Annotated in this window: 11 protein-coding genes; 7 read left to right on the plus strand and 4 right to left on the minus strand. The window is 62.8% G+C overall.

Annotation, left to right across the window (positions count from 1 at the left end; genetic code table 11):
- The first annotated feature begins 36 nt into the window (after window positions 1-36).
- Window positions 37-825, plus strand: coding sequence for a substrate-binding periplasmic protein (locus BLU46_RS26240; protein ID WP_081253104.1), 789 nt, complete (start codon window positions 37-39; stop codon window positions 823-825).
- A 66-nt stretch (window positions 826-891) separates the two neighbouring features.
- The gene (locus BLU46_RS26245) at window positions 892-1905 is read left to right on the plus strand and encodes a GNAT family N-acetyltransferase (protein ID WP_093207712.1); all 1014 of its coding nucleotides are present in this window, start codon (window positions 892-894) and stop codon (window positions 1903-1905) included.
- 848 nt (window positions 1906-2753) lie between these two features.
- On the opposite strand, the gene BLU46_RS26255 is transcribed toward BLU46_RS26245, so the two are convergent.
- Entirely contained in the window at window positions 2754-3305 is a 552-nt protein-coding gene (locus BLU46_RS26255) for an RNA polymerase factor sigma-70 (protein ID WP_017479481.1), read from the minus strand.
- 277 nt (window positions 3306-3582) lie between these two features.
- Between BLU46_RS26255 and BLU46_RS26260 the strand changes: the two genes are divergently transcribed.
- Both BLU46_RS26260 and BLU46_RS26265 read left to right on the plus strand, forming a co-directional pair.
- A complete protein-coding gene (locus tag BLU46_RS26260; protein ID WP_093207715.1) occupies window positions 3583-4341 on the plus strand; it encodes a thioesterase II family protein in 759 nt (252 codons plus the stop codon).
- Window positions 4342-4403: 62 nt separating this feature from the next.
- Entirely contained in the window at window positions 4404-17348 is a 12945-nt protein-coding gene (locus BLU46_RS26265; RefSeq protein WP_093207718.1) for a non-ribosomal peptide synthetase, read from the plus strand.
- Between the two features lie 873 nt (window positions 17349-18221).
- Here BLU46_RS26265 and dsbG read toward each other — a convergent pair.
- Genes dsbG through dsbD form a run of 3 tightly spaced genes read right to left on the minus strand, consistent with a single transcriptional unit; the run spans window position 18222 to window position 21558 of the window.
- On the minus strand, window positions 18222-18983 hold the full coding sequence (gene dsbG / locus BLU46_RS26280) for a thiol:disulfide interchange protein DsbG (RefSeq protein ID WP_093207721.1): 762 nt from the start codon (window positions 18981-18983) through the stop codon (window positions 18222-18224).
- On the minus strand, window positions 18959-19828 hold the full coding sequence (locus tag BLU46_RS26285) for a TlpA disulfide reductase family protein (protein WP_063028362.1): 870 nt from the start codon (window positions 19826-19828) through the stop codon (window positions 18959-18961). The genes dsbG and BLU46_RS26285 overlap by 25 nt, the downstream gene beginning before the upstream one ends.
- On the minus strand, window positions 19828-21558 hold the full coding sequence (gene dsbD, locus BLU46_RS26290) for a protein-disulfide reductase DsbD (RefSeq protein ID WP_063028364.1): 1731 nt from the start codon (window positions 21556-21558) through the stop codon (window positions 19828-19830). Before dsbD ends, BLU46_RS26285 begins: the two co-directional genes overlap by 1 nt.
- Window positions 21559-21733: 175 nt before the next feature.
- Here dsbD and BLU46_RS26295 point away from each other — a divergent pair, with 175 nt between their 5' ends.
- The 3 genes from BLU46_RS26295 (at window position 21734) to BLU46_RS26305 (ending at window position 24629) form a co-directional block, all read left to right on the plus strand.
- Window positions 21734-22414 carry a response regulator gene (locus tag BLU46_RS26295; protein ID WP_003209011.1) on the plus strand — a complete coding sequence of 227 codons (681 nt, stop codon included), beginning with the start codon at window positions 21734-21736 and terminating at the stop codon, window positions 22412-22414.
- Window positions 22414-23733, plus strand: a complete 1320-nt coding sequence (locus tag BLU46_RS26300; RefSeq protein WP_017479473.1) for an ATP-binding protein — start codon at window positions 22414-22416, stop codon at window positions 23731-23733. Before BLU46_RS26295 ends, BLU46_RS26300 begins: the two co-directional genes overlap by 1 nt.
- A 122-nt stretch (window positions 23734-23855) precedes the next feature.
- Window positions 23856-24629, plus strand: a complete 774-nt coding sequence (locus BLU46_RS26305; protein ID WP_093207723.1) for an N-acetylmuramoyl-L-alanine amidase — start codon at window positions 23856-23858, stop codon at window positions 24627-24629.
- Window positions 24630-24736: the final 107 nt, after the last annotated feature.

The following is a 24736-nucleotide window of genomic DNA, read 5'->3' on the forward strand; positions in this document are numbered from 1 at the left end:
TTAGCGGGATCAAAGTTTTCGACGGTGTGTGCCTTGATGTTTTCGCCCTGGCGATTGGCTGCAGGACTCTCAATATTGGCACTTGGCGCACTGTGGCTGATGCCGGCTTCGGCCGCCCAATTGGTGAGGGTCGGTGCTGCGCATTTTCCGCCGTATACGGTGCGCCCGGAGCAGGGCGCCGACACCGGGTTGCTGCCGCAACTGGTGGAAGCCTTGAATGCCCTGCAAACCGATTACCAGTTCGTGCTGGTGCCCACCTCGATCCCCCGGCGGTTTCGCGACTTCCAGCAAGGCCGGGTGGATATGGCGATCTTCGAAAATCCGAACTGGGGTTGGCAGGATATTCCCCATACGGCAGTCGACATGGGCCTGGAAGACGCCGAAATCTTCGTCGCCCAGCGTGAGCCTGGCCGCGACCAAGGGTATTTCACCGACCTGACCGGCAAGCGGCTGGCGGTGTTCAGCGGCTATCACTACGCATTCGCCAACTTCAACCCCGACCCCAAGTACCTGGTGGAGCACTTCAACGCCACCTTGACCTATTCCCACGACAGCAACCTGCTGATGGTCGCCCGTGGCCGGGCCGACATCGCCCTGGTGACGCGCTCCTATCTCAGTGATTTTTTGGCGCGCAATGCCGACACGGCGGGGCAGTTCCTGGTGTCCGAGCGAATTGACCAGGTGTACCACCACTATGCTTTGCTGCGGCCCAAGGCGCCGATCACGGGAGCGACGTTCGCCGGGCTGCTCAAGCAGTTGCGGGACAATGGCCAGTTGCTGAAGATCTTCGAGCCTTACCGCATCGATGTGATGCCGGTGCCGTGATCGTCTAAATTTTTGCCCTTGGCTCACGTCACTTGTTGAACTGTCGACGATTCGTGAGCCCATCCCATGCCCCATCTGAATGACCTGTCTGTCCTGCCGTTGCCGGCGGGGCCTGCCCTGAATGCTGATGAAACTGACAGCCGTCTGAGCCTGACCCTTGAGGGGCAGCCGCTGATTCGCTTGCGCCTTGAACGGGGTGATGAGCTGTTGGTGCATTTGCAGGAGCCCGGCCTTGTGCCGGCTGCCCGGGCGTTGTGGGCGGCCTGTTACTGGTTGTTTGTCAAAGAGCCTGGGCGTCAGCGGCTGGTTTGGCGACTTGAGCATGCGCCTGAGGATGCGTTGCGCAGTGGGTTGCTGGTGGCGACCGAAGTTGCCGGGCAGTTTTATTGTGAGCGCACGTTGTTCTGGCAATTGCCGCAGCCGTGGTTGGGGCAGTCGGTGACCGGGACTTATCCGCAGCAGATGATCATCAGTGGCGGTAAGCGTCATCCCGCGCGTGCGCCGAAGCCTCGGGGTGAGGTTTATCGGCGCTTTGATGCGCGGTTGGGTGCCTGGATTTCACTGCGCACGGTTGAGATTGATGTTGATCTGGCGCGATTCAATCGTTGGCAGAACAGTACGCGGGTGGCGAATTTCTGGCAGGAAAGTGGCAGCCTGGAGCAGCATCGGGAGTATCTGGACAAGCTGGAAGCGGATCCCCATGCGTTGACGTTGATTGGCTGTTTTGATGATGAGCCGTTTGCGTATTTCGAGGCGTATTGGGCCAAGGAGGATCGGATTGCGCCGTTCTATGACGTGGCGGATTACGATCGCGGGATTCATATGTTGGTGGGTGAGGAGCATCACCGGGGGCCGCATAAGGTGGCGAGTTGGTTGTCGGCGTTGGTGCATTACCTGTTTCTTGATGATCCGCGTACGCAGCGTGTGGTGGCGGAGCCTCGGGCGGATAACGGGAAGATGATTGGGCATATGCAGAATCAGTGTTTCCACTGTGAGAAGGAGTTTGATTTTCCGCATAAGCGGGCGGCGTTGATGATCCTGGGGCGGGAGCGGTTTTTTGAGCGGTGTGGGTTGGTTTGACCTGGGTGTATATCCGTTATTTAGGTAATGGCCGCTTATGGTTTCGCTCTTACAGCGAGTCACTTTGCAAAAGCGGCAAAGTAACCAAAACGCTCTGCCCCGCCTGTCGGCACCTCGCCTAGGCTCGGTGTTCCCTCACTCCGGCATTGCTCCGCGGGCCGCCGCGACGGGCCATCCATGGCCCGGCGCGGCTAAACCGGCGTCCTGCCGGTTTACCCGCTCCGCACTGCCTGCGTTCGGCCTCGGGCTGAATGGGGCAGTCAGATCAAGATCAAGATCAAAAGCAAAAGCACAGCGGCCTCCCGGCCGGCTTGAGTGTTAAAAGCAAAGGCAAGATCCAGAGCGAAAGCCAAATCTGAAGCTGATGCAGCTCTGCTTTTCTGTGGGAGCTGGCTTGCCTGCGATGCAGACAACTCGGTCTTCCAGATGCACCCAGTTGATGCCATCGCAGGCAAGCCAGCTCCCACATTTGACCGTGCCCGCTTTTGATTTGGCTTTTGTTTTTGCTCTTCAACACTCAAGCCGGCCGGTAGGCCGCTGTGCCCTTGATCTGCTTTTGATCTTGATCTTAGGCGCCCCGTTAAACCACGCTGGCCGAACGCAGGCTTTGGAGCGTGGGTAACCCGGCAGGACGCCGGGTTACCCACGCTGGGCCAAGGATGGCCCATCGCGGCGGCCCACGGTCCAAAGCCGGAGTGAGGGCACTCCGAGCCTGGGCGAGGAGCCGAGTGGTGGGGCAAGAGCCTTTTGGTTACTTTTGGGCTCCTTTCAAAAGTGACCCGCTGTAAGAGCGGAACCAATACCCGCCATCACACAAATAACGGATATGTACCCAGCAGCAGACCCAATCAAACCCGCCGCGCAAACGTGTCGCTATGAGTCCCGGAAACCTTCCGGCAATGCACCAACGCATCCCGAATCATAAAGTTCACCAGCGTCGGCGAAACCCCAAGCTCCTTGGCAATATCCTTCTGCGGCACCCCATGCAGCCGATACATCTCAAACGCATAACGCGTGCGCTGAGGCAAATCGGTCAACGCATCAGCAATGTTCTCCAGCGTCGAAAAGTTGATGTGCGACGTCTCAGGTGAAGCCCCGTGAATAACCACATTCAAGCCTTCCTCTTCCGGGCCGGAGTATTTCAGCTCCAGCGCCTGCTTGCGGTAGTGATCGATGGCCAGGTTACGCACGATCTGAAACAGGTAACTGAGCTGCGCCTTGAACGATGACGTGATGGTGGGGGCCGATTGCAACCGGAAGTAGGCGTCTTGCACCACGTCTTCAGCGCGTGAGCGGCAGCCGGTAATGCGTGCTGCGATCTTGACCAGGATCAGTCGATTGTCGACGAAGGCCTGGAGTAGGGGTGAGTCGCACCTGCCTGTGGATACTTGTTCCGTCATGGAAATCACCTTGCTGCAAAAGAGGTTGGGGGAGGGCGTCCTTGCTGAGGCCTCCTACACATCGGGCAACAAATTATGCTTAATGATAATGATTGTCAAATGAGAAGACGAACTAATCTTATGCTTTATCGAGAGGTGTGAACGGCGTCTCGCTGACTAATTATTTCCAGGGGCCATCCGTTCTCATGGGTGACAGGCCAGTTAACAAACCGGCCAAGGATCAGCGCCTGGAGGAGGACAAAATGGGTTTTTATCGTGTGAGCGGGAGTGGTCTGAAATGAACACGCCGGCTCGATTACGCCTGTTTTGCCTGCCGTATTCCGGCGCCAGCGCCATGGTCTACAGCCGTTGGCGGCGGGCGTTGCCCGAGTGGTTGCAGGTGCGGCCGCTGGAACTGCCCGGGCGCGGCATGCGCATGGACGAGCCGTTGCAGCGCGATATCAAGGCATTGGCCGCGCAACTGGCTGATGAGATCAGCGCGGAACTGGACGAGCCTTACGCCTTGTTTGGCCACAGCCTCGGCGGTCTGCTGGCGTTCGAGCTGGCCCATGCCCTGCGTGAGCGCGGTGTACCGCAGCCGTTGGCGCTGTTTGCGTCGGGTACCGCCGGCCCGGCCCGTCGCGATGTCAGCGAATACGCTATCGAGAAAAACGACGAGCAACTGATCGCCCGCTTGCGTCAACTCAAGGGCACCGGCGAAGAGGTGCTGGCCAATGCCGAACTGATGCAGTTGATGCTGCCGATCCTGCGGGCCGACTTCCTGCTGTGTGGCAGTTTCGAGTACGGCGAGCGCGAGCCGCTGAGCCTGCCCATCCACGTATTCGGCGGCAAGCAGGACACGGTGCGCGCTGATCAATTGCTGGACTGGCAGCAGGACACCGCCAGCGGTTTTTCCCTCGACATGTTCGACGGACACCATTTCTTCCTGGTGCAGCACGAGAGCTCCGTACTGCGCTGTGTGCGGCGTTACGCCGACGAACACTTGGCCCGCTGGCGCAACGACGTCGCGCGGCAGATGGCCCGGGCCGCCGGCTGAACAAGCTGCCCCGGCCACACATTCCCCGATTTCCCAGTTAGCCGATTTCAGGCAGGAACCCCATGATGGACGCCTTCGAACTTCCCCGCACCCTGGTCCAGTCCCTTCAACGCCGCGCCGCGCAAACCCCGGATCAACTGGCGTTGCGTTTCCTCGCCGAGACGGCCGAGCAGAGTGTCGTCCTCAGTTACCGCGACCTCGACCTGCGCGCCCGCACCATCGCCGCGGCCTTGCAGGCCAACGCCGTGTTGGGCGATCGCGCGGTGCTGTTGTTCCCCAGTGGGCCGGATTATGTCGCGGCGTTCTTTGGTTGCCTGTATGCCGGTGTCATCGCAGTACCGGCTTACCCGCCGGAGTCCACTCGCCGTCATCATCAGGAGCGCCTGCTGTCGATCATCGCGGACGCCGAGCCGCGGTTGCTGCTGACTACCTCCAGCCTCGGGGATTCGTTGCTGCAACTCGAAGGTGCACCGCAGTTGCTGTGCGTCGACAGCCTCAGTGCCGAAATCGCGAGCCATTGGGTCGCGCCCAACTTGCAAGACGATGACATCGCCTTCCTGCAATACACCTCCGGTTCCACCGCGTTGCCCAAGGGCGTGCAAGTCACCCACGGCAACCTGGTGGCCAACGAGCTGCTGATCCGCCGGGGCTTCGGCATCGACCTGAACCCCGACGACGTGATCGTCAGTTGGCTGCCGCTGTACCACGACATGGGGCTGATCGGCGGGCTGCTGCAACCGATCTTCAGTGGCGTGCCGTGCGTGTTGATGTCGCCTGCTTACTTCCTCGGTCGGCCCCTGCGCTGGCTCGAAGCGATCAGCGAGTACGGCGGCACCATCAGCGGCGGCCCGGACTTCGCCTACCGCTTGTGCAGCGAGCGGGTCAGCGAGTCGGCATTGGATCGCCTGGACCTGAGCAAGTGGCGCGTGGCGTATTCCGGCTCAGAACCGATCCGCCTCGACACCCTGGAACGCTTTGCCGAGAAGTTCGCCGCTTGCGGTTTTACCTCGAATAACTTCTTCGCATCCTATGGCTTGGCGGAAGCCACCTTGTTCGTTGCCGGCGGCACCCGTGGCCAGGGCATCCCGGCCCTGCGCCTGGACGAACAGGCTTTGGCCGCCAACCGCGCCGAGCCCGGGCAGGGTGCGGCGATCATGAGTTGCGGCACCAGCCAGCCCGAACACGCAGTGCTGATTGCCGACCCCGCCACCCTGGCGACGCTCCCCGACAATGCCGTCGGTGAAATCTGGGCCACTGGCCCGAGCATCGCCCACGGCTACTGGCGCAATCCTGAAGCCACCGCCAAGACCTTCGTCCAGCACGAAGGCCGTACCTGGCTGCGGACCGGCGACCTCGGGTTTATCCGCGAAGGTGAAGTGTTCATCACTGGCCGTCTGAAAGACCTGCTGATCGTGAGGGGTCATAACCTGTATCCCCAGGACATCGAGCAAGCCATCGAGCGCGAAGTGGAAGTGGTGCGCAAGGGTCGGGTCGCGGCGTTCGCGGTGAATGACCAGGGCCTGGAAGGCATCGGCATCGCCGCCGAAATCAGCCGCAGCGTGCAGAAAATCCTGCCGCCTGAAGCGCTGATCAAGGCGATTCGCCAAGCAGTGGCCGAGGCCTGCCAGGAAGCGCCGAGCGTGGTGGTATTGCTCAACCCCGGTGGCTTGCCGAAAACTTCCAGCGGCAAGGTGCAGCGTTCGGCCTGTCGCACGCGGTTGGCAGATGGCAGCCTCGACAGTTATGCGCAGTTCCCCGGTGTGCCAGCGCAGGTCGGCGATGCAGCCCTGCAATCCGAACTGCAAAGTCAGATTGCCGCGATCTGGTGCGAGCAATTGCAGGTGGCACAGGTCGCCGCCGACGATCACTTCTTTCTGCTGGGGGGCAACTCCATCAGCGCCACACAGGTCGTCGCTCGCCTGCGGGAAACCCTCGGCCTGGAATTGAACCTGCGCCTGTTGTTCGAAGCGCCCACTCTGGCTGCCTTCGCCACCAGCGTCGCGCAATTGCAGCAGGACGGCGGCGTGGCCCAAGGCGCGATCCATGCGCTGTCACGCCAGGAAGACCTGCCGCAATCCCTCGCGCAGAACCGCCTGTGGATCACCTGGCAGCTGGACCCGCAAAGCAGCGCCTACACTATCCCCGGCGCCCTGCGTTTGCGCGGCGAGCTGGATGAAGACGCGGTGCGCGCAACCTTCCAGCAACTGATCCAGCGCCACGAGTCCCTGCGCACGCGCTTCTTTGAACGCGATGGCCAAGGCTTCCAGCGGGTCGACGTCCAGGCTGATTTCGAGCTGCAAGTCATCGACCTCAGCGACCTGCCCACCGCCGAACGTGAAGCCCGGGCCAACCAGATCCGCGAAGATGAAGCCCGCACCCAGTTCGACCTGGAGAAAGGCCCACTGCTGTGGGTGACGTTGGTGCGCCTGGAGGACGAAGACCACCAACTGCTGGTGACGATGCACCACATCATCGCGGACGGCTGGTCGCTCAACGTTTTGATCGACGAATTCTCCCGCCTGTACGCCGCGGCGTCCCAAGGCCAAACCCTGGAGTTGCCGGCGCTGGCCCTGCAATACGCTGACTACGGCAGCTGGCAGCGCCAGTGGCTGGCCGAGGGCGAGGGCCAGCGGCAACTGGCTTACTGGAAACAACAACTGGGTGACGACCACCCAACCCTGAGCCTGGCCACCGATCACCCGCGCTCGGCGCAGCATATTCGCAGTGCTTCACGCCACAGCGTGCGTGTGACCGCGAGCCTCAGCGAAGCCATTCGCAAGACCGCCCAAACCCACGAATCCACCCCGTTCATGCTGCTGCTCGCGGCATTCCAAAGCCTGCTCTATCGCTACAGCGGCCAGCGCGATATCCGCATCGGCGTGCCCAACGCGAATCGTCCACGTCAGGAAACCCAAGGCCTGATCGGGTTCTTTATCAACACCCTCGTACTGCGCGCTGAACTGGATGCACGCCTGCCATTTGCCGATCTGCTCGCTGCAACGCGAACTGCTGCCTTTGGCGCCCAGGCCCATCAGGACCTGCCCTTCGAGCAACTGCTGGAAGCCTTCCCGCGAGCCCGGGAGCAGGGCCTGTTCCAGGTGATGTTCAACCACCAGCAACGCGACCTCAGTGCCTTGCGCCGCTTGCCGGGCCTGCTCGCCGACGAGTTGGCGTGGCATAGCCGCGAAGCCAAGTTCGACCTGCAACTGCACACTGAAGAAGACCGCAACGGCCGCCTGAGCCTGTCCTTCGACTACGCCGACGAACTGTTCGACGCCGCCACCATCGAGCGGTTGACCGAACACTTCATCAACCTGCTGCAAGCCATTTGCGAGCAACCGCAACAGGCCATCGGTGACCTGAAGCTGCTGCACGCCGACGAACACACCCAACAACGCCAGTGGAGTGCCGCGCCTTGCACACCGGCGCAGAGCTGGCTGCCGGAACAACTCAACCAACAGGTTTCGGAACGCACCGCGCTGGTGTGGCAGGACGGCAGCCTGACCTTCGCCCAACTGCACACCCAGGCCAACCGCCTGGCTCATTACCTGCGGGACAAGGGCGTCGGCCCGGACGTGTGCGTGGCCATCGCCGCCGAGCGTTCGCCGCAACTGCTGATCGGCCTGCTGGCAATCATCAAGGCCGGCGGTGCCTATGTGCCGCTGGATCCGGATTACCCATCCGAGCGCCTGGCCTACATGCTCAAGGACAGCGGCGTGCAACTGCTGTTGACCCAGACTTCGCTGCTGGAGCAATTGCCCACGGCTGAAGGCGTCTGCGTCATCGCCATGGACAGCCTCAAGCTGGAAAGCTGGCCGACCCACGCGCCGGGCCTGCACCTGAACGGCGACAACCTCGCCTACGTGATCTACACCTCCGGCTCCACCGGCCAGCCCAAGGGCGTGGGCAACACCCATGCCGCGCTGGCCGAGCGTTTGCAGTGGATGCAGGCTACCTACAAGCTGGATGAAACCGATGTGCTGATGCAAAAGGCGCCCATCAGTTTCGACGTGTCGGTGTGGGAGTGTTTCTGGCCGCTGATCACCGGTTGCCGCCTGGTACTGGCGGGCCCCGGCGAGCACCGCGACCCCCATCGCATTGCCCAGCTGGTGCAGGAACACGGCGTGACCACGCTGCACTTTGTGCCGCCGCTGTTGCAGCTGTTTGTCGACGAACCGTTGGCCGCCGAATGCACCAGCCTGCGTCGCCTGTTCTCCGGCGGTGAAGCGCTGCCTGCCGAGTTGCGCAACCGGGTGTTGGCGCAGTTGCCGGCAGTGCAGTTGCACAACCGCTACGGCCCGACTGAAACCGCGATCAACGTGACGCACTGGCAGTGCCAGGCGGAGGATGGAGAACGTTCGCCGATTGGCCGGCCACTGGGCAATGTGATTTGCCGGGTGCTGGATGATCAGTTCAACCCACTGCCGGCGGGTGTGCCGGGTGAGCTGTGCATCGGCGGTATCGGCCTGGCCCGGGGTTACCTCGGGCGGGCGGGGCTGACCGCTGAACGGTTTGTCGCCGACCCATTGGGCGAGGCGGGCGCGCGCCTGTATCGCACCGGTGACCGCGTGCGCTGGAGCGCCGACGGTGTGCTGGAATACCTCGGGCGCCTGGATCAGCAGGTCAAACTGCGGGGCTTCCGTGTCGAGCCTGAAGAAATCGAAGCGCGTCTGTTGGCCCTTGATGGCATCGCCCAAGCGGTGGTGCTGGTGAGGGAAACGGCCGCCGGTGCGCAGTTGATCGGTTACTACACCGCCAACGAACCGCTGGATGAGCAGGACGTCAAAACCGCCCTGGCCGCTGAGCTGCCGGAGTACATGGTCCCGGCGCAATTGATGCGCCTGGACGCGATGCCCCTGAGCCCCAGCGGCAAACTGGATCGCCGTGCCTTGCCGGAACCGGTGTGGCAAGTGCGTGAACACGTCGAACCTGAAACAGCGCTGGAGCAGCAAATCGCCGCGATCTGGCGGGAAGTCCTGGCCCTGCCACGCATCGGCCTGCGGGACGACTTCTTCGCCCTGGGCGGCCATTCGTTGTTGGCCACGCAAATCATCTCCCGCACCCGCCAGGCCTGCGATGTCGAGCTGCCGCTGCGCACATTGTTCGAAGCCAGCGAGTTGGGGGCTTTCGCCGAGCAGGTCCGCCTGATCCAGGCCTCCGGCCAGCGCAACCAACAGCTGGCGATCGGCAAGGTCGACCGCAGCCAACCGGTGCCGCTGTCCTATTCCCAACAGCGCATGTGGTTCCTCTGGCAGATGGAACCCGACAGCCCGGCGTATAACGTCGGCGGCATGGCGCGCTTTCGCGGGGTGCTGGACGTTGGGCGTTTCGAGGCGGCGTTGCAGGCCTTGATCATGCGTCATGAAACCCTGCGCACGACTTTCCCGAGCATCAATGGCGTGGCGCAGCAGGAGGTTGCGGCGCAAACCGGCGTGCGCATGGATTGGCAGGATTTCTCGGCGTTCAGTGAGGCCGAGCGGCAACAGCGTGTGCAGCAACTGGCCGATCATGAAGCCCACACGCCGTTCAATCTGGAGACCGGTCCACTGCTGCGCGCCTGCCTGGTCAAGGCCGGTGAGCAGGAACATTACCTGGTGCTGACCCTGCACCATATCGTCACCGAAGGCTGGGCCATGGACATCTTTGCCCGTGAACTCAGTGCGTTGTACGAAGCCTTTATCGACGACCGCGAATCGCCGCTGGCGCCGCTGCCGGTGCAGTACCTCGACTACAGCGTGTGGCAGCGCCAGTGGCTGGAATCCGGCGAGCGCCAGCGCCAACTGGATTACTGGACCGCGCAATTGGGCACGGAACACCCGCTGCTGGAACTGCCGGGCGACCGTCCGCGGCCGCCGGTGCAAAGTCACCAGGGCGAGCTGTACCGTTTCGACTTGAGCGATGACCTGGCTGCCCGCGTGCGGGCCTTCAACGCCGAGCGTGGTCTGACCCTGTTCATGACCATGACCGCCACCCTCGCGGTATTGCTCTACCGCTACAGCGGCCAGACCGACCTGCGCATCGGTGCGCCGGTGGCCAACCGGATTCGTCCGGAAAGCGAAGGGCTGATCGGCGCGTTCCTCAACACCCAGGTGCTGCGCTGCCAGCTCAACGGGCAGATGGGCGTCGGTGAATTGTTCGACCAGGTGCGCCACACCGTGATCGAAGGCCAGTCCCATCAGGACCTGCCGTTCGACCACTTGGTAGAAGCCCTGCAACCGCCCCGCAGCGCCGCGTACAACCCGCTGTTCCAGGTGATGTGCAACGTGCAGCGCTGGGAGTTCCAGCAAAGCCGCACTCTGGCCGGGATGACCGTCGAGTACCTGGCCAACGATGCCCGCGCCACCAAGTTCGATCTCAATTTGGAAGTCACCGACCTCGACCATCGCCTGGGTTGCTGCCTGACCTACAGCACCGACCTGTTCGACGAGCCGCGCATTGCGCGCATGGCCGCCCATTGGCAAAACCTGCTGGAAGCCTTGCTTGCCGATCCGCAACAGCGCCTGAGTGAGTTGCCGCTGCTGGAAGCGGCCGAGCAGCGCTCGTTGCAAGACAGCCTTGGCATGGAGGCCGGCGAGCATCGTCTTGATCAGTGCATTCACCACCTGTTCAGCGAGCAAGCCCTGGCCCGCCCCGACGCCCCGGCCTTGACCTTCGCCGGGCAAACCTTGAGCTACAGCGAACTCGACAGTCGCGCCAATCGCCTGGCCTGGATGCTCCGCGAGCGCGGCGTGGGCCCGCAGGTGCGGGTCGGCCTGGCGCTGCCGCGTTCGCTGGAAATGGTCGTCGGCCTGCTGGCAATCCTCAAGGCCGGCTGCGCCTATGTGCCGCTGGACCCGGAATACCCGCTGGACCGCCTGCACTACATGATCGAAGACAGTGGCATCGGCCTGTTGCTCAGCGACGCTGCGATGTTCGACGCGCTGGGCGAGCTGCCCGCCAGCGTCGGTCGCTGGTGCCTGGAAGATGACCTGCCAACCCTGGCCAGCTACCCGGCCAGCGAATTGCCTTTCATCAGCCTGCCGCAACACCAGGCCTATCTGATCTACACCTCCGGCTCCACCGGCAAGCCCAAGGGCGTGGTGGTGTCCCACGGTGAAATCGCCATGCATTGCCAGGCGGTGATCGAACGCTTCGGCATGCGCCCGGATGACTGCGAGCTGCACTTCTATTCCATCAACTTCGACGCCGCCACCGAACGCTTGCTGGTGCCGTTGCTCAGTGGTGCCCAGGTGGTGTTGCGGGCCCAGGGCCAATGGGATGCGGAAGAAATCTGTGGGCTGATTCGTCAGCACCGCATCAACATCCTCGGTTTCACCCCGAGCTACGGCAGCCAGTTGGCGCAATGGCTGGCCACGCAACACCAGACCTTGCCGGTGCGCATGTGCATCACCGGCGGTGAAGCCCTGACCGGCGAGCACTTGCAGCGTATTCGCGCGGCATTCAAGCCGGCGCTGTTTTTCAACGCCTATGGCCCGACTGAAACCGTGGTGATGCCACTCGCCAGTCTTGCCCCGGAAACACTGGAGGAGGGCGCTGGCAGCGTGCCGATCGGCAGCATCATCGGCGCACGTGTGGCCTACATTCTGGATGCGGATCTGGCGCTGGTGCCGCAAGGCGCGACGGGTGAGTTGTACGTCGGCGGTGCCGGCCTGGCCCAGGGTTATCACCAGCGTCCGGGGATGACGGCGGAGCGGTTTGTCGCGGATCCGTTTGTCACGAACGGCGGTCGTCTGTATCGCACCGGCGACCTGGTGCGCCAGCGTGCCGATGGCCTGGTGGAGTACCTTGGCCGTATTGACCATCAAGTGAAGATTCGCGGGTTCCGCATCGAGCTGGGGGAAATTGAAACCCGCCTGCTGGAACACGAGGCGGTGCGTGAGGCAGTGGTGTTGGCGCTGGATTCCCCGAGCGGCAAACAGATGGTGGCCTACCTGGTCAGCGACGAAGAACACGGTGCACTGCGTGAATCCCTCAAGGCGCATTTGAAAGCGCAGCTGCCGGACTACATGGTGCCCGCGCACCTGATCGTCCTCGACAGCATGCCGCTGACCGCCAACGGCAAACTCGACCGCCGCGCCTTGCCGCAGCCGGATCCCGAGGCGAATCGTCAGCAATACGTGGCGCCGCGCAACGAACTGGAGCAAACCCTGGCGGCGATCTGGTGTGCGGTACTGAACGTGCAGCAGGTGGGCCTCGACGATAACTTCTTTGAGCTGGGCGGCGACTCGATTCTGTCGATCCAGGTGGTCAGCCGCGCGCGTCAGGCGGGGATTCATTTCAGCCCACGTGACTTGTTCCAGCACCAGACCGTGCAGACCCTGGCCGCCGTGGCGACCCGCACCGAGCAGGTTATCGCCGAACAAGGCGTGCTGACCGGCGCATCCGGGCTGACCCCGATCCAGCACTGGTTCTTCGACACCGACATCCCCGAGCGCCAACACTGGAACCAGGCGCTGCTGTTGGAGCCGGTTCAGGCCCTCGAACCCCATCGCCTGGAACAAGCGTTGCTGGCAGTGCTGGAACACCACGACGCCCTGCGCCTGAGCTTCACCCAGCGCGACGCCCAATGGCACGCCGAACACCTGGCAGTGCCGCAAGGTGGCCTGCTGTTGCAAGCCCAGGTGGCGGATATGGAGCAGTGCATCGCGCTGTTCACCGACACTCAACGCAGCCTCAACCTCGCCCACGGCCCGCTGTTGCGCGCGCTGCTGGTGGACGGCCCGCAAGGCCAGCGCCGGCTGCTGATCGCGATCCATCACCTGGTGGTGGACGGCGTTTCCTGGCGCGTATTGCTGGAAGATTTGCAGACCGTGTATCGCCAGTTGAACGACGGCCAACCCGTCAGCCTGCCCGCCAAGACCAGTGCCCTGCGCGACTGGGCAGCACGCTTGCAGGCCTATGCCGGCAGCGAATCCCTGCGTGAAGAGCTGGACGTGTGGCAGCAGCAGTTGGCCGGTCCTGGCGTTGAACTACCGGTGGATCGCCCGCAAGGTTCGCTGCGCAATCGCGATGCCGATACCGTCAGCGTGCGCCTGGATGCCGAGCGTACCCGCCAGCTGTTGCAACAGGCGCCGAGTGCTTACCGCACCCAGGTCAATGACTTGCTGCTGACCGCCCTGGCCCGAGTCTTGTGCCGATGGAGTGGCCACGCATCGGCCCTGATCCAGCTAGAAGGCCACGGCCGCGAAACCCTGTTCGACGAGATCGACCTGACCCGCAGCGTCGGCTGGTTCACCAGCGCCTACCCGTTGCGCCTGACCCCGTTGCATATCGAAGAAGCCGCCGGGCAGGGCGCCTCGATCAAGGCGATCAAGGAACAACTGCGCGGCGTGCCCCACAAAGGGTTGGGTTACGGCGTGCTGCGCTACCTGGCTGACGACCTGTGCCGCCAGACCATGGCCGCGTTGCCGAGCGCCAGTATTACCTTCAACTACCTCGGCCAGTTCGACCAGAGCTTTGGCGCTGACGCACTCTTTCACCCGCTGGACGAATCCGCCGGGATCGCCCATGACCTGGACGCGCCGCTGCCCAACGAGCTGAGCGTCGACAGCCAGGTGTACGGCGGTGAACTGGTGCTGCGCTGGACCTTCAGCCGCGAACGTCACGACAGCCAGACCATCGCTGAACTGGCGGACGCTTACCTGGCGGAACTGCAAAGCCTGATCGAGCATTGCCTCAAGGAAGACGCGGGCGGTCTCACACCGTCGGACTTCCCGCTGGCGCACCTCACCCAAGGGCAACTGGACGCGCTGCCGGTGCCGGCCAAAGCCATCGAAGACGTGTACCCGCTGACCCCGATGCAGGAAGGCTTGCTGCTGCACACCCTGCTGGAACCGGGCACCGGCCTGTATTACATGCAGGACCGCTACCGCATCAACAGCGCCCTGGACCCCGAGCGTTTCGCCCAGGCCTGGCAGGCGGTGATTGCCCGTCACGAAGCCTTGCGCGCCTCGTTCTGCTGGAACGTCGGCGAAGACATGCTGCAGGTTATCCACAAGCCCGGCAGCACGCCGATCGAGTACCTCGACTGGAGCCAGGAGCCGGAAAGCGAACAGGAACCGCGTCTGCAAGCGTTGCTGAAAAGCGAGCGTGAGGCCGGCTTCGATCTGCTCAACCAGGCGCCGTTCCACCTGCGACTGATCCGCGTGGGCGAAGCCCGCTACTGGTTCATGATGAGCAACCACCACATCCTGATCGATGCCTGGTGCCGCTCGCTGCTGATGAACGATTTCTTCGACATCTACACGGCCCTCGGCGAAGGCCGCGACGCGCAATTGGCGACGCCACCGCGTTATCGCGACTACATCGCCTGGCTGCAACGCCAGAACCTCGCCGAGGCGCGCCAGTGGTGGCAGCAGAACCTGCAAGGGTTTGAGCGCACCACGCCGATTCCGAGTGACCGGCCGTTCCTGCGGGAACACGCCGGCCATAGCGGCGGCATGGTGGTGGGCGACTGCTACACCCGCTTGGATGTGCGCGACGGCGCGCAATTGCGCGAGCTTGCCCAGGCCCATCAACTGACGGTGAACACCTTCGCCCAGGCAGCGTGGGCCCTGGTGCTACGACGCTTGAGTGGCGATCGCGACGTGCTGTTCGGCGTCACCGTGGCCGGGCGCCCGGTGGAAATGCCCGAGATGCAGCGCACCGTCGGGCTGTTTATCAACAGCATCGCCTTGCGGGTCAAGCTGCCGGAGGACGATCAGCAGTGCAGCGTGCGCCAATGGTTGAGCGGCCTGCTCGACAGCAATATGCAGTTGCGCGAGTACGAGTACCTGCCGCTGGTGACCATCCAGGAAAACAGCGAACTGCCCAAGGGCCAGCCGCTGTTCGACAGCCTGTTTGTGTTCGAAAACGCCCCGGTAGAAGTCTCGGTGCTGGACCGTGCGCAAAGCCTGAATGCCACCTCGGATTCCGGGCGGACCCACACCAACTTCCCGCTGACTGCCGTGTGCTATCCGGGCGATGACCTGGGCCTGCACCTGTCCTACGACCAGCGCTATTTTGATGAGACCACCGTGCAAGGCATGCTCAGCGAATTCAAGCGCCTGCTGCTGGCGCTGGTACAGGGCTTCCATGGCGACATGGCCGACTTGCCGCTGATTGGCGAGCAGGAGCGTGAGTTCCTGGTGGAAGGCTGCAACCAGAGCGAACAGGCGTATCCGTTGGAGCGCAGCTACGTTGAGCTGTTCGAAGCCCAGGTGCAGCAGCATCCACAGCGGATTGCCGCCAGTTGCCTGGATCAGCAATGGAGCTATGCCGAACTGAACCGGCGCAGCAACCGCCTGGGCCATGCATTGATCGCAGCCGGTGTCGGGCCGGATCAACCGGTGGCGTTGCTGGCCGAACGTAATCTGGATTTGCTGGGCATGATCATCGGCAGCTTCAAGGCCGGAGCCGGTTATTTGCCGTTGGACCCGGGGCTGCCGACGCAGCGCTTGAGCCGGATCATTGACCTGAGCCGCACGCCACTGCTGGTGTGCACCGAGGCGTGCCGCGATCAGGCGCAGGTGTTGCTGGAAGAGTTCGCCTGTGGCTCGCGGCCGAAGCTGCTGGTCTGGGAGCAACTGGTGGGTTTAGAGGACAACCCGGAGATCTACAGCACGCCGGATAACCTTGCCTACGTGATCTACACCTCCGGCTCTACCGGCTTGCCCAAGGGCGTGATGGTGGAGCAGCGTGGCATGCTCAATAACCAGTTGAGCAAGGTGCCTTATCTGCACCTGACCGAGAATGATGTGATCGCCCAAACCGCCTCGCAAAGTTTCGATATCTCGGTGTGGCAGTTCCTCGCCGCGCCGCTGTTCGGCGCGCGGGTGGATATTGTGCCGAATGCGATTGCCCATGATCCACAAGGCTTGCTCGCTCACGTCCAGGCCCAGGGCATTACCGTGTTGGAAAGCGTGCCGTCGCTGATCCAGGGCATGCTTGCCCAGGATCGCATGAGCCTGGATGGCTTGCGGTGGATGCTGCCGACCGGCGAAGCGATGCCGCCGGAGCTGGCGCACCAGTGGTTGTTGCGCTATCCGCAGATTGGCCTGGTCAACGCGTATGGCCCGGCGGAATGTTCGGACGACGTGGCGTTCTTCCGCGTCGACCTGGCGTCGACCCGCGGCACTTATCTGCCGATTGGTACGCCGACCGACAACAACCGTTTGTACTTGCTGGATGGTGCGCTGGAGTTGGTGCCCCAAGGTGCGGTCGGCGAGTTGTGCGTGGCGGGGACCGGCGTGGGCCGTGGTTATGTCAGCGATCCGCTGCGCACCGCCCAGGTGTTTGTGCCGAATCCGTTTGGCGCGGCGGGGGAGCGCCTGTATCGCACCGGCGACCTGGCGCGTCGGCGCAGCGATGGTGTGTTGGAGTACGTCGGGCGTATCGACCATCAGGTGAAGATTCGCGGTTACCGGATTGAGTTGGGTGAAATCGAAGCGCGCCTGCATGAACAACCGGAGGTGCGGGATGCGGCGGTTGGGGTGCAGGAGGGCGTCAACGGCAAGCATCTGGTGGGTTACCTGGTGGCGGCGGATGCGCAGTTGAATCCCGGCGAGCGCCTTGATCGGATCAAGCAACGCCTGCGGGTCGAGTTGCCGGAGTACATGGTGCCGCTGCATTGGCTGTGGCTCGACCGTTTGCCGCTGAATGCCAATGGCAAGCTGGATCGCAAGGCCTTGCCGGCGCTGGAGATTGGCCAGTTGCACAGCCAGGATTATCTGGCGCCGCGTAATGAGCTGGAGCAGACATTGGCCGGGATTTGGGCCGAGGTGCTGAAAGTTGAGCGCGTGGGTGTGCAGGATAATTTCTTTGAGCTGGGCGGGCATTCGTTGCTGGCCACGCAGATTGCTTCGCGCGTGCAGAAGACACTGCAGCGGGATGTGCCGTTGCGGGCGATGTTCGAATGCAGCACGGTGGAGGAGTTGGCGGGGTATATCGACGGGCTTGCGGCGAATGAGATCAGTGCGGAGAAGGTGGATCGGTTGAGTGATTTGATGGCGGAGTTGGAGGGGTTGTAGGGCGCATTGGTTTGCGTACATATCCGTTGTTTAGGTAACGGCGGCTTATGGTTCCGCTCTTACAGCGGCTCACTTTGGAAAAGCCGGAATGCCGGCCCAGCCCAAAGTAAGCAAAGGGCTCTGCCCCGCCTGTCGGCGCCTCGCTGGGGCTCGGCGTTCCCTCACTCCGGCATTGCTCCGCGGGCCGCCGCGACGGGCCATCCATGGCCCGGCGCGGCTAAACCGGCGTCCTGCCGGTTTACCCGCTCCGCACTGCCTGCGTTCGGCCTCGGGCTTATTGGGGCAGTCAGATCAAGATCAAAAGCAAAAGCAAAAGCACAGCGGCCTCCCGGCCGGCTTGAGTGTTAAAAGCAAAGGCAAGATCCAGAGCGAAAGCCAAATCTGAAGCGGATGTAGCTCTGCTTTTCTGTGGGAGCTGGCTTGCCTGCGATGCAGACACCTCGGTGCATCAGGTACACCCAGTTGATGCCATCGCAGGCAAGCCAGCTCCCACATTGACCGTGCCCGCTTTTGATTTGGCTTGTGCTTTTGCTTTCAACACTCAAGCCGGCCGGTAGGCCGCTGTGCTCTGGCTTTTGATCTTGATTTTGATCTTAGGCGCCCCGTTAAACCACGCTGGCCGAACGGAGGCTTTGGAGCGTGGGTAACCTGGCAGGACGCCAGGTTAGCCGTCCTGGGCCAGGGATGGCCCATGACGGCGGCCCACGGTCCAAAGCCGGAGTGAGGGCACTCCGAGCCTAGGCGAGGTGCCGAGTGGTGGGGCAAGAGCCTTTTGGTTACTTTTGGGCTCTTTTCAAAAGTGACCCGCTGTAAGAGCGGAACCAATACCCGCCATCACCCAAATAACGGATATGCCCCCCACCCAGCCAGAGACTATTTCGGCCCGAGAATCTTCACCAGCTTATCCGGCGAAGGCGCCCCTTGCTGTTGCTGCAACCCACCCTTGTCATCCAGATAGAAAATCGCCGGCGTGGCCGACAACTCCAGCTCATCCATCAGCTTCATGTTCGAATCAAGCTTGGCCTGGATATCCGCCGGGATCTTCTCCAGCGGCTGCAGCTTGCTGCCCTTACCGGCAGCCTCATGGGTTTCAAGGGCCTGCTGCGGATCCTTGGCTGCAAACAGCGCCGCCGACTTGCCGGGGCTGTCCTCACGAATAATCCCCACCATCATATGCCGCAGCTGCACCTTGCCCGACTTCACCCATGGCCGCGCCTGCTCCCAGAACATATTGCAGTACGGGCAGTTCGGATCACTGAACAAATAGACGATGCGCGGCGCATCCTTGTTGCCATCCTGGATCCAGCTACTGTGTTCCATCTTGGCCCAGACCTCCTTGGCCATCGGCGCATACACCAGCTTTTCCAGGGGCGCAGTGCTCAGGTCATTGCCGTCGGCGTCGTACAGGTTGCCGGCGATCACACTTTTACCGTCGGCAGTCAGGTACAACGCCATGCCACGGTTCTGGTATTGCGCCGCATAACCCGTGAGGCCGCTGGGGGCATCGAACTTGCCGATAATCTTGGCACCCTTGGCTTCAATGTTCTTGATCGGCGCCGGCCAATCTTCAGCCTGGACGAGGGTGGCAGCCAGTGTCAGGGGCAAAAGGGTCAGCAGGTGGCGGAGGCGGAGCATGGCGAATTCCTTGTGGTAGCCGGCTGGGCCGGTTTAGCGGTGGTCGGCTCGAAGCGCTCCATGGCGCGGGCCAGGCTGGCCTGGGACAATTCGCCCAGGTGGCTGTTGATCAGGCGACCGTCAGGTTGATAGAAGAGGGTGGTGGGCAAGGCCATGGAGCCGACGGCCTGACCCAGGCGGCCGCTGGCGTCGAACAGCACGTTGTCCAGGTTCAGGCCCTGGGTCGCCAGGTAGGTGGCGACGCTTTGCATGCTTTCGGCCTGGTTGACGAACAGGAAGGTCACGTCCGGGCGTTGGCGCTGGGCACTTTCCAGTACCGGCATTTCGCGCCGGCACGGCGGGCACCAGGTGGCCCACAGATTGATCACCAGCGGGCCGCCCTTGTAGTCGGCCAGTTGCACGGTTTCGCCATTGGCGTTGCGCAGGGTGATGTCCGGCAGGTGCGTGCCTTTTTCGTAGAGGGTCAGGGACAGGCTGGTCAGGGCCCAGAACGCGAGGCCGGTGATCACGCCTGCGCTCAGGGGCTTGCGCAGCAGCGGGCGGCGCCAGCCGTAGATCAGGGCGCCGAGGATCAGCGCGATAACGCCGGGCCAGGCGAGAAAACCGCCGTCCCGCAGGTCGACGATTTGCAACGGGTCATTCTGGTAATACGACCAGTACATCAGTACGAAGCTGACGCGTGCGGCGAGCATGCCCACCAGAAACAGGGTGAACAGCACCGACTCCGGGTTCTCGCCGCCGCGCTTGGCCACCCGCCAGCCCACCAGGGTGGCGAGGATCAACGCCGTGATCAGCAGCAAGTGATTCAGGGCGATGGCGAAGGTGCCGATGGTCAGTGTCAGCATCAGAGGGCTTCCCGGGCTTGGGTCCAGCGTTGCAGGAAGGCGGCGGCGTCGACTTCGCCGGTGATGCGCTGGGCGCGGCGCTCTTCACCATCAGGGCCGATCCAGACGAAGCTCGGCGGGCCGGGGACTTTGTAGCGGCCCAGCAGCTCGCGGCTGGCGGCGTTGTCGGCGGTGACGTCGAGGCGCAGCAGGCGCACATCCTTGAGGGCGTCCATGACTTCGGGTTTGCCGAACACCTGTTTTTCCATGATCTTGCACGACACGCACCAGTCAGCGTAGTAGTCCACCAGCACCCATTGGCCTTGGGCCTTGGCGCTGTCGAGCTGGCTTTGCAGCACGGCGGGGTCGTTGATGGTCATGAAGGCCTCATGGGCGCTGGGGGCACCGGCCACCTGCGAGCCGCTGTAGACTTTCAGCGGTTGCCACAGGTCGTCGCTGCCGCCGGCCGCGCCGATCACCAATACGCTGCCCCAGAGGCCGAGCACCAGCGAACCGGCACCGAACAGCATGGCGGTGCGCCCGAAGTCCTGGGCCAGGCGCCAGCCGCAATAAGCCATGACCAGTGCGAGCACACCCCACAAGCCGAGCCACAGGGTTTCACCGACCACCGGGCGAATCATCAGCACGGCGGTGGCGAGGAACAGGAAGCCGAAGATGCCCTTGAGGATGTTCATCCAGGTGCCAGGCTTGGGCAGGAAGCGATTGCCCACGGTCACCAGCAGCAACAGCGGTACGCCGATGCCGATGCCCATGGCAAACAGGATCAGGCCGCCATGCAGGGCGTTACCGCTTTGGGCGATATACAACAGGGCGCCGGCCAGGGGCGCGGTCATGCACGGGCCCACCAGCAAGCCGGACAAGGCACCGAGCACGCCGGCACCCACCAGGCTGCCGCCGCTTTGGTTGCGGCTGACGTTGTCGAGGCGGTCCCGCAGGAAGGCCGGCAGTTGCAGTTCAAAGAAGCCGAACATCGGCAGGGCCAGGATCACAAATAACGCGGCGAAGCTGCCGAGGATCCAGGGAGTTTGCAGCAGGGCGGCGAGGTTGCCGCCGAGTAGCGCGGCCAATACACCGAGGGCGGCATAGATCAACGCCATGCACACCACGTAGCTGGTGGCCAGGGCAAAGCCGCGCCGTGGGCTGGCGCCGCTGCCTACCACAAGGCCGGCGAGAATCGGCAACATTGGCAAGGAACACGGGGCAAAGGCCAGCAGCAGGCCCAGGCCGAAGAAGACCAGCAGGCTCCAGCCCAAGCTGCGCTGTTGCAGGCCGCTGGCCAGGCTTTGGTCCTGAGCCTGGCCGGTGGCGGCTACGGCGGGGTTGCCACCCAGGTCAACGGTGATTGATTGCGGCGGGTAACACAGGCCGGCATCGGCGCAGCCTTGCCAGCCGAGTTTGACCTGGCCGGTGGCGCCAGGGGGAATCTTCACTTCCAGGCCCTGGCGATACACCTGCTGCTCGCCGAAGAACTCGTCGCTGTGGGCTTCGCCTTGGGGCAGTGTCGGCTTTTCGGCCAGGCCATCGAATTTCATGCGCTGCTGGTACAGGTAATAACCGTCGGCAATCTGCCAATACAGCTGGGTTTCGCCGGAGGCCAGACGCTCGGAGGTAAAGGTGAAGGCTTTGCCCACCGGAAGGAAGTCGGGTTTGGTCTCGAATGGATTGTTGCCCGGAGCGGCCTGGGCGAATCCAGCAAACACTACCAGCAGAAAGATAAACAGATGCCGCATGATCAAGCCTTAGTTCGAAGCAAGTGGGACACACAATGTGTGGTGTTGATTAACCGATGATTAACCGGGCTATCCTAGACAGCAGGGATTATCCGGGTTTACGCGGGCTGGCGGCATAATGTGCGCTTAATCCACTCCCTTTTTAATCACCTTCACATTTTGCAAAGGGTTCACCATGCACGTACTGGTCTGTGAAGACGACGAACTGATCGCCAGCGGCATTGTTGCCGGGCTCAGCGCCCAGGGGCTGACCGTCGAGCGCGTCGGCACGGCTGCCGCTGCCCGGGCGATGCTCAAGGTGGCGGAGTTCGACGTGATGGTACTCGACCTCGGCCTGCCGGATGAAGACGGCTTGAAGCTGCTGCAGCAATTGCGCAGCCAGGGCCTGGAGATCCCGGTGCTGATCCTCACCGCGCGGGATTCGGTGACCAACCGCGTCGACGGCCTGCAAGCCGGTGCCGACGATTACCTGCTGAAACCCTTCGACCTGCGCGAACTCGCCGCGCGCCTGCACACCCTGTTGCGCCGGGTGGCCGGGCGCAGCGTCAACCTGATCGAACACGGGCGCCTGACCTACAACCCCAGCAGCCGCGAAACCCTGTTGGGCGGGGAGTCGGTAGACCTCTCCCGCCGCGAGCAGGCGTTGTTGCAGGCCCTGCTGCAAAACCGCGGCCGGGTACTCTCCAGCGAGCAGCTCAAGGACAGCGTTTACGGGCTTAACGACGAACTGGAAAGCAACGCCCTCAACGTGCACATCCACCACCTGCGGCGCAAACTCGGCAATGGCATCGTCGAAACCGTGCGCGGCCTGGGCTATCGCCTGGGCCCGGCTGACGGTGGAGAGGACGCTTCGTGATGAGCCTGCGCCTGCGGCTGACCTTCAAGCTCGGCGCGGCCTTTGTGCTGATCTGGGCCCTGGCTGCCGCGTGGATGCTCAACGATCTGCGCAACCAGATGATGTTTTCCCTCGACCAGCGCCTGGTGGCGTCGGCGCGTATGGTCGCGGGGCTGATGGAGCAGATGCCGGGGCTGTCGAGCACGGGTGAGGGGGCGCACTTCAGCGCCGAACAATTGAATGTACCGGGTGGCATGGCGTGCCAGGTCAGCTCCTTGCGCGGGGTGGTGCTCGCCCGCAGCCACACCACCCCGGATCAGGGCCTGGAGTCGCGCAAAAGCGGCTTTCGCGACCAGATGATTGACGGCGTGGGCTGGCGCAGCTTTACCCTGTCCCGTGGCGATTTGTTTATCACCACCGCCGACCGGCAGGTGGAGCGTGAAGCCTTGAACCTGTCGATCCTGCTGGCCGCTTCGGTGCCGGTGGGAGTGGCGCTGCTGGGCTGCCTGTGCCTGTTGTGGCTGGGGATCGGCCAGAGCCTGTTGCCACTCAACCGCATGCGTGACGCCTTGATGCGTCGCAGTGCGGACTCCCTCGAACCCTTGCAGATCAGCCCGCTGCCCAGCGAACTTAAACCGCTGCTCGACACCCAGAACCAACTGCTGCAACGCATCGCCAAGACCATCGAGCGCGAACGCCGCTTGACCGGCGACGCGGCCCACGAACTGCGCAGCCCCTTGACCGCGATCAAAACCCACCTGCAAGTGGCACGCATGACCGAAGGCGCCGCCCGTGACCAGTCCCTGGCCCATGCCGAGGAGGGCGCCGACCGCTTGCATCGCACACTCGAGCAGTTACTGCTGCTGGCGCGGGTTGAAGGCAGCCTGTCGTTTGATGACGGCCTGCAATCGAGTGCCGAGCAGGTCGCACAACTGGCGATCCAGGACGCCAATGGCGGCGATAATCAGCGCATTGACCTGATCCTGGCAGACGGTCTGTCCGAAAAGCCGGTGGAAATGCCGGTGGGCCTGGCCGTCGCCGCCTTGCGCAACCTGCTGGACAACGCCTTGCGCCACACCCCGCCTGATACCCGGGTGGAACTGAGTGTGTCCAGCGCTGGCGATAATGTGGTGTTCCGGGTACGTGACCACGGCGCGCCGATTTCCAGCGAAGACTTGCAGCACCTGACCCAACGCTTCTGGCGCAATGGCAACAGCCCCGGTTGCGGCCTGGGGCTGGCGATTGTGCAGGCGATTGTGCAGCGTTGCTCGTGCTCCTTGAAATTCGACAGCCAGGCAGATGGCATGCGTGTCGACCTGGGCATGCCGTTGCGTCGCTGAACTTTCTTTTCACGGCACAAATAGCTACCGCCACCCTCAAGCGCAACGCTTCAGGATGGCGGTCATTTTTTTGTGTTTGAACGGGCTGAATGACTCAGCCTGTGTTGAAAAGGACAGCGCCTATGTTGGTCATCGATTCCACGTTTCCCGCAAAAAGCTTTAACCCACGCAATGGCGAAGCTGTGCGCCAGGTGATTGTGCATTACACCGCAGCGCCCTTTGCCTCGTCATTGCGTACGCTGACCCGCGACGGTGTCAGTGCTCACTACCTGTTGGTTGACCCCCATGACGCCAGCTACCGCGCCGCCGGTTACGACGAACTGCGGGTGTTCCGCCTGGTGGACGAAGCGCAGCGTGCCTGGCATGCCGGTGCCAGCCACTGGGCCGGTCGCGACAACCTCAATAGCTGCTCGATCGGGATTGAAATCGTTAATCAGGCCCGGGATGACGCTGGTGTGTTTACCTTTCCCGCGTATGGGCCTGAACAGATCGACGTGTTGATTGCCCTGATTCGCGACATTCAGGGGCGTTACCCGGCGATCGGTCCTACTGACATCCTCGGCCACTCGGACATTGCCTATTGGCGCAAGAGCGATCCCGGCCCTCGGCTGCCTTGGCGCTGCCTGTTCGAGGTGGGGGTGGGTGCCTGGTTCGATGAGTCGGCCAAGATGGCCTATCAACGCCGGTTCGACATCGGCCTGCCGCTGGAGGTTGAAGCCGAACGGGCGTTTCAGCGCTACGGTTATGCCCCAGCGAAAAATCGCCTGGGTTTTCAGCAGCGCGTCCGCGCGTTTCAGATGCATTTTCGTCCCGCTGACTACAGCGGGCGGCTGGATGCAGAGACCTGCGCAATCCTGTATGCGTTGAATGAAAAATACACCGGGGTTGCCGGGTAAATCCGCTAAAGCGGTTTTTAACGACCACAGGTGTAAATCCTCTGCTCGCTGATGCGTTTCCAGAACAGGAAATCCGTGCGTTGCCCTTGGGCCAGACGCCAACGGGT

The sequence above is a fragment of the Pseudomonas yamanorum genome (assembly GCF_900105735.1).
Lineage (GTDB): Bacteria > Pseudomonadota > Gammaproteobacteria > Pseudomonadales > Pseudomonadaceae > Aquipseudomonas > Aquipseudomonas yamanorum.

What these genes read in the sequence shown, in the direction of transcription:
- BLU46_RS26240 (WP_081253104.1), top strand. Translation starts at nt 37, where the DNA reads ATGTTTTCGCCCTGGCGATTGGCTGCAGGACTCTCAATATTGGCACTT.
- BLU46_RS26245 (WP_093207712.1), top strand. Translation starts at nt 892, where the DNA reads ATGCCCCATCTGAATGACCTGTCTGTCCTGCCGTTGCCGGCGGGGCCT.
- BLU46_RS26255 (WP_017479481.1), bottom strand. Translation starts at nt 3,305, where the DNA reads ATGACGGAACAAGTATCCACAGGCAGGTGCGACTCACCCCTACTCCAG.
- BLU46_RS26260 (WP_093207715.1), top strand. Translation starts at nt 3,583, where the DNA reads ATGAACACGCCGGCTCGATTACGCCTGTTTTGCCTGCCGTATTCCGGC.
- BLU46_RS26265 (WP_093207718.1), top strand. Translation starts at nt 4,404, where the DNA reads ATGATGGACGCCTTCGAACTTCCCCGCACCCTGGTCCAGTCCCTTCAA.
- dsbG (WP_093207721.1), bottom strand. Translation starts at nt 18,983, where the DNA reads ATGCTCCGCCTCCGCCACCTGCTGACCCTTTTGCCCCTGACACTGGCT.
- BLU46_RS26285 (WP_063028362.1), bottom strand. Translation starts at nt 19,828, where the DNA reads ATGCTGACACTGACCATCGGCACCTTCGCCATCGCCCTGAATCACTTG.
- dsbD (WP_063028364.1), bottom strand. Translation starts at nt 21,558, where the DNA reads ATGCGGCATCTGTTTATCTTTCTGCTGGTAGTGTTTGCTGGATTCGCC.
- BLU46_RS26295 (WP_003209011.1), top strand. Translation starts at nt 21,734, where the DNA reads ATGCACGTACTGGTCTGTGAAGACGACGAACTGATCGCCAGCGGCATT.
- BLU46_RS26300 (WP_017479473.1), top strand. Translation starts at nt 22,414, where the DNA reads ATGAGCCTGCGCCTGCGGCTGACCTTCAAGCTCGGCGCGGCCTTTGTG.
- BLU46_RS26305 (WP_093207723.1), top strand. Translation starts at nt 23,856, where the DNA reads ATGTTGGTCATCGATTCCACGTTTCCCGCAAAAAGCTTTAACCCACGC.